Annotated in this window: 5 protein-coding genes and 1 pseudogene; 5 read left to right on the forward strand and 1 reads right to left on the reverse strand. The window is 59.0% G+C overall.

All coding sequences use genetic code 11. The features are described from left to right. Nucleotides 1–138: 138 nt before the first annotated feature. Nucleotides 139–240: pseudogene (locus HZB29_12220) on the reverse strand (DNA-binding response regulator). Nucleotides 241–535: 295 nt separating this feature from the next. Here HZB29_12220 and HZB29_12225 point away from each other — a divergent pair. From HZB29_12225 to phoU, 5 genes are all read left to right on the forward strand, one after another. After that, nucleotides 536–1,495, forward strand: coding sequence for a phosphate ABC transporter substrate-binding protein (locus HZB29_12225; protein ID MBI5816364.1), 960 nt, complete (start codon nucleotides 536–538; stop codon nucleotides 1,493–1,495). 43 nt (nucleotides 1,496–1,538) lie between these two features. Continuing rightward, nucleotides 1,539–3,776, forward strand: a complete 2,238-nt coding sequence (locus tag HZB29_12230; GenBank protein MBI5816365.1) for an ABC transporter permease subunit — start codon at nucleotides 1,539–1,541, stop codon at nucleotides 3,774–3,776. Next, the gene (gene pstA, locus HZB29_12235; GenBank protein ID MBI5816366.1) at nucleotides 3,773–5,377 is read left to right on the forward strand and encodes a phosphate ABC transporter permease PstA; all 1,605 of its coding nucleotides are present in this window, start codon (nucleotides 3,773–3,775) and stop codon (nucleotides 5,375–5,377) included. Before HZB29_12230 ends, pstA begins: the two co-directional genes overlap by 4 nt. A gap of 118 nt (nucleotides 5,378–5,495) precedes the next feature. Next, the gene (locus tag HZB29_12240; GenBank protein ID MBI5816367.1) at nucleotides 5,496–6,269 is read left to right on the forward strand and encodes a phosphate ABC transporter ATP-binding protein; all 774 of its coding nucleotides are present in this window, start codon (nucleotides 5,496–5,498) and stop codon (nucleotides 6,267–6,269) included. Between the two features lie 19 nt (nucleotides 6,270–6,288). After that, a complete protein-coding gene (gene phoU / locus HZB29_12245) occupies nucleotides 6,289–6,975 on the forward strand; it encodes a phosphate signaling complex protein PhoU (GenBank protein ID MBI5816368.1) in 687 nt (228 codons plus the stop codon). Nucleotides 6,976–7,302 lie beyond the last annotated feature (327 nt).

Genomic DNA, 7,302 nt, shown 5'->3' on the forward strand with positions numbered 1-7,302 from the left:
CCCAGGTTGAGGAAAGTGAGCGGTTATAAACACCTGCCGGAACTGCGTGAAATCATGAAACAGGTTCTGGCGGGGAAGATAATGGTGAAAGCGGCGTGACGGTCATGCCGGGAGTTTCAACTAAAAAAGGGATTGACTCCCAGTGGCGGCGGTTATCACCTTGTAACCGGACTTTTCCAGGTTATATGAAAGCAGTTCGAGGATATCCTCCTCATCGTCCACAACCAGTATTGTTTCCATGCCGTCCTTATGCGGTTACTGAGGTATTCTACCTAAAAGCGGCGCGCCGCAATGTTAGTATTTTATTAAGAAAACTCCCCTGGTAAAAATCGCGCCGCCACGTCCAAACCGCCTTGATTGTTGTGCTAAGATTACGGGCGGGATTTAACACGATCTTAACAATCCGGCCACAAGTTGTCTGGTACGATTCGCGGGTGCTTTCCGTAAGCGCGCGCACAGGCCGGGAAACCGGGCCTCATATGACAAAAGGAGAAACGCGATGGGTCTGAAATCGAAACTGGCGGTCTTTGCCGCCATGATCTGCCTGCTTGCCGCAGGTTACGCCCCGGAGGCCATTGCGGCGGGAGGCGCGCCGAAAGTGGACTCGAAAATAGCGGCATATAAAAAGGTGAGCGGGATAAGCGGAAGCGTATCGTCCGTCGGGTCGGACACTTTGAACAACCTGATGACCCTGTGGGCCGAGACCTTCAACAAGGCGTATCCGAACACGAAGACCCAGGTGGAGGGGAAAGGATCGTCCACCGCGCCTCCCGCCCTCATCGCCGGCACGGCCCAGCTTGGCCCCATGTCCCGGCCGATGAAGGAAACGGAGATAGACCAGTTCGAGAAGAAATTCGGTTACAAGCCGACGCAGATACGGGTGGCGGTGGACGCGCTGGCGGTGTTCGTCAACAAGGACAATCCCTTAAAGTCCATGACGCTGGCCCAGGTGGACGCGGTGTTCTCCAAGAGCCGCAGGCGCGGGGCCAAGGCGGACATGAAGACCTGGGAAGGGCTGGGGCTTACCGGCGAATGGTCCGGCAAGGCCTTGAGCCTCTACGGGCGCAACTCCGCCTCCGGCACTTACGGTTTTTTCAAGGACCACGCTCTCCTGAACGGCGATTTTAAGGACACTGTCAAAGAACAGCCCGGCTCCGCCTCGGTGGTGCAGGGGATCACCGTGGACCGTTACGCCATCGGTTATAGCGGGATAGGATACGCCACCGCCGGGGTGCGCGCCGTGGACATCGCCGAAAAGGACGGGGGCAAGCCCTTTGAAGCAAGCGCGCAGAACGCTTACTCGGGCAAATATCCCCTGTCGCGCTTCCTCTATATATATGTGAACAAGGCCCCGGGCAAGACCCTTGATCCGATCACTCTTGAATTCCTCAAGCTTGTGCTTTCAAAAGAAGGGCAGGACGTGGTGGTCAAGGACGGCTATTTCCCGATCCCCTCTTCCATCGTGGAAGAGGAGTTGAAAAAAATCGGCAAGTAGCGCCTCCGCCTGAAGACCTGGTTGACCGAAACAGGAGCAAGTGATGGATAAAATGGGGGGGCCCCGGCCAGCCGGCAATCTGCGGCCAAGGCTGAAGACGGACGTGATGACCCGCCGGCTTGTCACTCTTGGCGGCGGCGCGGTGATAGCCTCCATCCTTTGCATTCTGCTTGTGATCGTCGCGGAGGTCTATCCCCTTTTCACCCCCGCCAGGGCCACCATGGAAACAGCGCTCACGCCGGCGGAGGGGGAACGGACGCCCATTTCGATGGGGCTGGACGAATACCGCCAATCGGCATACCTGATAACGAAGCGCGAGGCGCTGGTGGTCTCCATGAAAGACGGAATACTGGTCAAAAACGTCCGTTTCCCATGGGCGGACGGCGCGGTGGCCGTTTCCGCCACTCCCCTCGCCGACGGAGTGGTGGCGCTGGGCCTTTCCGACGGACGGGTGGCGCCGGTGGAGATCACTTTCGAGTCCTCTTTTAACGAGCGCGGCGAGAAGGTGGCCGATTGCGTGATCCGTCCCGGAGAACCTGTGGTGGTGAACAAAAGCGGCGGAGCCGTAAAATTCCTCGCGCACGCCCAGACTGAGCAAGGCCCTGTGACCGCGGCGGTAATCGGCCCGGACGAGCTTGCCGTGCTGTCCGTCACCGAATCTAAAAGCCTTGTAGGCCCGGTTGAAAAACAGGCCACGCTCAAAACTGTCCCCCTTCCTTTGGAAGGGGTAATAACGGCCATCGCCATGGACAAAAGGGGCGAAGATATCTTTATAGGCACTTCCGCGGGAAGGATCGCCCGGGTGAGCCTGAAGGATTCGCCCGAACCTGTGGCCGGGGAGATAGTCACCGCCGCTTCGGCCCCCGGCGCTTCGGTGAGCGTGCTCGGTTTCCTGCTGGGTGGACGCACGCTTGTGGCGGGGGACACCGCCGGGGCTGTCAGCTCCTGGCAGATGGTCAACGACGAGCATGGCGTGCGCAGGCTGATAAAGAACTATAGTTTCACCTCGCACAGGCGGGCTGTCACATCCTTCGCTTCTTCCGCCCGCAACAAGGGCTTTGTGACGGCCGATGAGTCGGGACAGGTGATGCTCCGTTACGGCACCACAGGCTCCACCCTTTTAAGAGTGGAGGCGGCTGGTGAAAAGATCGGCCAGATTGTGATGCCGCCGAAGGGGGACGCATTCGCCGCGCTCACGGCGGCCGGGGAGATAAAAGAATGGAAGCTGGACAACCCCCACCCCGAAGTGACGTTGCGCGGCCTTTTCGGCAAGGTCCGGTATGAAGGGTACGAACAGGGGGAATACGTATGGCAGTCCACCGGCGGGGCGGACGATTTTGAGGCGAAGCTAAGCCTTACACCGCTTATTTTCGGAACTCTCAAGGGGACGTTCTACGCCCTTCTTTTCGCGGTCCCCCTTTCGCTGCTGGCGGCCCTTTACACTTCCCAGTTCATGGGGCCGGGCCTTAAAGGGATAGTCAAACCGGCGGTGGAGATCATGGCCGCCATGCCCAGCGTGGTGCTTGGGTTCATCGCGGGGCTGTGGCTCGCCCCTGTGATGGAGAAGATAGCGCCGGGTGTGTTCCTGATGCCGTTCATGGCCGTGGCCTCGGTATTGGCCGCGTTCGCCGTGTGGAGCAAGATGGCTTCTCCTGAGTTGCGCGGGCGGATGACCCACGGCAAGGAGCTCCTTGTGATAATCCCCGCCGTGCTGGCGGCGGTGTGGCTCTCCTTGTCGCTGGGGGCGCTGCTAGAACAGGCTCTCCTGGGGGGGGACTACCGGGTGTGGCTTCGGGAAGCGCTGGGGCTCACCTTCGACCAGCGCAACAGCCTCGTGGTCGGCTTTGCCATGGGCTTTGCCGTGATCCCGATAATATTCACCATCGCCGAGGACTCGCTGTCCAACGTGCCGGCGCATCTTAAGGCAGGGTCGCTGGCGCTTGGGGCCACCCCATGGCAGACGGCGCTTCGCGTGGCCCTCCCGGCGGCAAGCCCCGGGATATTCTCCGCCATAATGATAGGTTTTGGCAGGGCCGTGGGCGAGACTATGATAGTGCTCATGGCCACAGGCAACACCTCGATAATGGACCTGAGCGTGTTCAACGGGTTCCGGGCGCTTTCCGCCAACATCGCCGTGGAGCTTCCCGAGGCTCCCGAGCAGGGAACGCTGTATAGGACACTGTTTTTGGCCGCCCTGCTCCTTTTCGCCATGACATTCATCGTGAACACCGCCGCCGAAATGGTGCGGCTGAAACTTCGCAAAAGGTATTCGGAGATATGAGGGACTATTTTAAGAGCGGCGATCCTTTCATATGGCTCACGGGGGGCGCCGTCGCCTTCGCGCTTTTAATGGTGGCGGGGCTCGTGTTCCTGATAATGGTGAACGGGCTGGGATTTTTCTGGCCGGAGGATGTGGCCCGGCTTTCGCTGGCCGACGGGCGGACAGTGACGGGGCAGATAGCCGAAAGGGAAGAGTTCGGCCCCGTTGGCGCAACCAAGTGGCGCGTGAAAGTGAAACAGGCCAACCGTGACTTGCACGGACAGGATTTCATCTGGATTGACGAGGCGGACATCCGGGCAAGCGCAAAGCCCGCGGACGCGGTGGTGCTCGAGCGGCGGGAGTGGGGCGATTTTATCGGGGAGATAAAGGAAGTAAAGGAGGGTGGGGCTTTGGCCGGATCGGGCCCGGCGGCTGGATACGATGCGCTAGTAAAACTGCTTCCCGCCGCGCGTGAAACGTTCGACTATGTGCGCCGGATGGAGCAAAAGGACATCGGCGAGCTCAATTACGCGCAGGAGAGGATCCGGCTGAAGCTTAAAAAGATGGAAACGGCCGGAAAGCCCGATGTGCCGGAAAGCGCAAAGCTCAGGGAAGAAAGCCAGCGGCTCAACGACAGTTACTCGGCGTTGATGGCCAGGATTGACGCGATAAAAAGCAAACAGACGGCCAGCGTCACAGTTTCCGCCGGCGAGGGGATGGAAAAGGAAATACCGTTGGCCCTCATTGTCCGGGTGACCCGCCCCAACAGCATGGGGGTGTTCGGCAAGACGGGGGTGTACCTTTCCAAGATATGGGAGTTCGTGGCGGACGACCCGAGGGAGTCCAACACCGAGGGGGGCGTTTTCCCGGCGATTTTCGGCACAGTACTGATGGTGATGATAATGAGCGTGGCCGTGGCCCCTTTCGGCGTGCTGGCGGCTTTCTACCTGCGGGAGTACGCCCGGCAGGGGACTTTTGTCAGCGCTGTGCGCATAGCGGTGAACAACCTGGCGGGCGTCCCGTCCATAGTTTTCGGCGTATTCGGCGTGGGGTTCTTCATTTACTTCATCGGCGGGACGGTGGACCGGGTGTTCTTCTCCGAATCGCTCCCCACCCCCACATTCGGGACGGGGGGGATATTATGGGCGTCGCTGACCCTGGCGCTGCTCACGGTGCCGGTGGTGATCGTGGCCACGGAAGAAGGGCTTGCCGCCATTCCCAAGGGACTTAGGGAAGCGTCGCTTGCGCTTGGGGCGACAAAATTTGAAACGACATGGCGCGTGGTGCTTCCGGCGGCGCTGCCGTCCATTCTCACGGGGCTTATTTTGGCGATGGCCCGCGCGGCCGGCGAGGTGGCCCCTCTGATGATAACCGGCGTTGTGAAGCTGGCCCCGTCGCTGCCGATAGACGGTTTCTGGCCGTTTATGCATATGGAACGCAAATTCATGCACTTGGGCTTCCATATATATGACGTGGGCTTCCAGTCCCCCAACGTGGACGCGGCCAGGCCCATGGTCTACACCACCACACTGCTTTTGCTTCTTATCGTCCTGGCGCTCAACATCGGGGCGATAATGACGCGCAACAGACTGAAGAAAAAATTCGCCACATCGGCCGTTTGAGAGGTAAATTGAAATATGGACAGGTTAGAAAAACCGCGCCAAGGCGCGCATTGTGGGATGAATGATGGTGGAATTTAGCTCCCGTCCGCTTTCCGGGACCTTTGGCGGCATGGCCGGGATGGAGGAGGATTTGTCCGGCCCGTCGGTGATGGAGCTGAAAAAACTGACGCTCTATTACGGAAAAAAATCTGCCATCCGGAACATAGACATCACGTTCCTTAAAAACAGGATCACCGCGCTCATCGGCCCGTCCGGCTGCGGCAAATCCACGCTGCTTCGCTGCCTGAACAGGATGAACGAACTTGTGGACGGGGTACGTATCGAGGGGGAGATACTCCTGGGGGGGAAGAACATTTACGACGCGGACATAATGGCGCCAGAGCTTCGCAAACGGATCGGAATGGTGTTCCAGAAGCCCAATCCCTTCCCCAAGACCATATATGAGAACATAGCTTATGGGCCGCGCATCCATGGCTCCAACTCCAGACAGGAGCTGGACGCCATCGTGGAGCGGTGCCTGAAGGGCGCGGCGCTGTGGGAAGAGGTGAAAGACAGGCTCAACGAAAGCGCGCTGGGGCTTTCCGGCGGGCAGCAGCAGCGGCTTTGCATTGCCAGGGCGCTGGCGGTGGAGCCGGAGATATTGCTGATGGACGAGCCATGTTCCGCCCTCGACCCCATATCGACGGCCAAGATAGAGGACCTGATGGCCGACCTGCGGGAAAACTACACGATAATAATAGTCACCCACAACATGCAGCAGGCGGCCCGCGTGTCGGACTTCACCGGCTTTATGCTGCTCGGCGATATGGTGGAGTTTGGCATAACGCGCGAAATGTTCACAAAGCCGAAGGACAAGCGGACGGAAGATTACATTACAGGCAGGTTCGGTTAAAGGAAACGGAGAGACTAAGATGCCAAAGCATATGTTAAAAGAAATCGAGCGGGTCAAAAGCATGGTCCGCGCGCTGTCCACCCAGGTGGAGGAAAGCGTCCACCGCGCCGTCAATTCTATAGAAAGGCGGGACGCCGCCCTGGCCAACAGGGTGATAGAAAGCGACATAGAGATAGACCACATGGAGGTGGACGTTGAGGAGGAGTGCCTGAAGATACTGGCGCTCCACCAGCCCGTGGCCCAGGATCTGCGCTTCCTGGTGGCGGCGCTCAAGATCAACAGCGATCTGGAGCGCATAGCGGATTTAGCGGTGAATATCGCCGAGCGGGCCATATTCCTTTCCACGCAGGAAAAGCTGGACATCCCGTTCGACTTCTCCGGCATGGCCGACAAGGCCAAGGAAATGCTGGAAAAAAGCCTGGAGGCCTTTTTTGAGCTGGACAGCGGCCTTGCCCGCGAAGTGTGCGCCGCCGACGACGAGGTGGACGCCATAAACCGGGAGGTTTACGACAAGGTGAAGGACGGCGTAATCAAGCATCCTGCCAGCGTCAACAGCCTTCTGCACTTCCTCTCCGTGTCGCGCCACCTGGAAAGGATCGCAGACCACGCCACAAACATCGCCGAGGACGTGATTTACATGAAGGATGGCGACATCGTGCGCCACAAGGCTGAAGAATACAAGGAAGACGGAAGCGGCAAAAAATAGCGTCCGCCCTGCCCTCTGCGGCCATCCCGGCGGCGGCACGGGAGGACTCGCGAAGATCCGGGAGCAGGACTTCGAATTCGTGTTGCCGGATAACCGATGACGGTTTGTGGAATGACAGCGCGAGATACGCGCCCTTGGGCGGATGCCGGACTCCTGACCTTTGAATAGCGCTGAAAACAGGCCTCGCTCTGTTAGCAACAAATAGAAATGTCCGGTTTAGTAGCACATGAATTGTCCGCTTTGTCCATCCGGTGATTTCCGATTAATCCCGGCGGGGCCGCAAGCGGCGGACAGTTACGCCGCGGCCTTCCTTTTCTTTTTGATTTC

It is taken from the genome of Nitrospinota bacterium (assembly GCA_016235255.1).
GTDB lineage: Bacteria > Nitrospinota_A > UBA7883 > UBA7883 > JACRLM01 > JACRLM01.

Bases quoted from the DNA above. Each gene is read 5' to 3' on its own strand.
- HZB29_12225 (MBI5816364.1), top strand. From the start codon at position 536: ATGATCTGCCTGCTTGCCGCAGGTTACGCCCCGGAGGCCATTGCGGCG.
- HZB29_12230 (MBI5816365.1), top strand. From the start codon at position 1,539: ATGGATAAAATGGGGGGGCCCCGGCCAGCCGGCAATCTGCGGCCAAGG.
- pstA (MBI5816366.1), top strand. From the start codon at position 3,773: ATGAGGGACTATTTTAAGAGCGGCGATCCTTTCATATGGCTCACGGGG.
- HZB29_12240 (MBI5816367.1), top strand. From the start codon at position 5,496: ATGGAGGAGGATTTGTCCGGCCCGTCGGTGATGGAGCTGAAAAAACTG.
- phoU (MBI5816368.1), top strand. From the start codon at position 6,289: ATGCCAAAGCATATGTTAAAAGAAATCGAGCGGGTCAAAAGCATGGTC.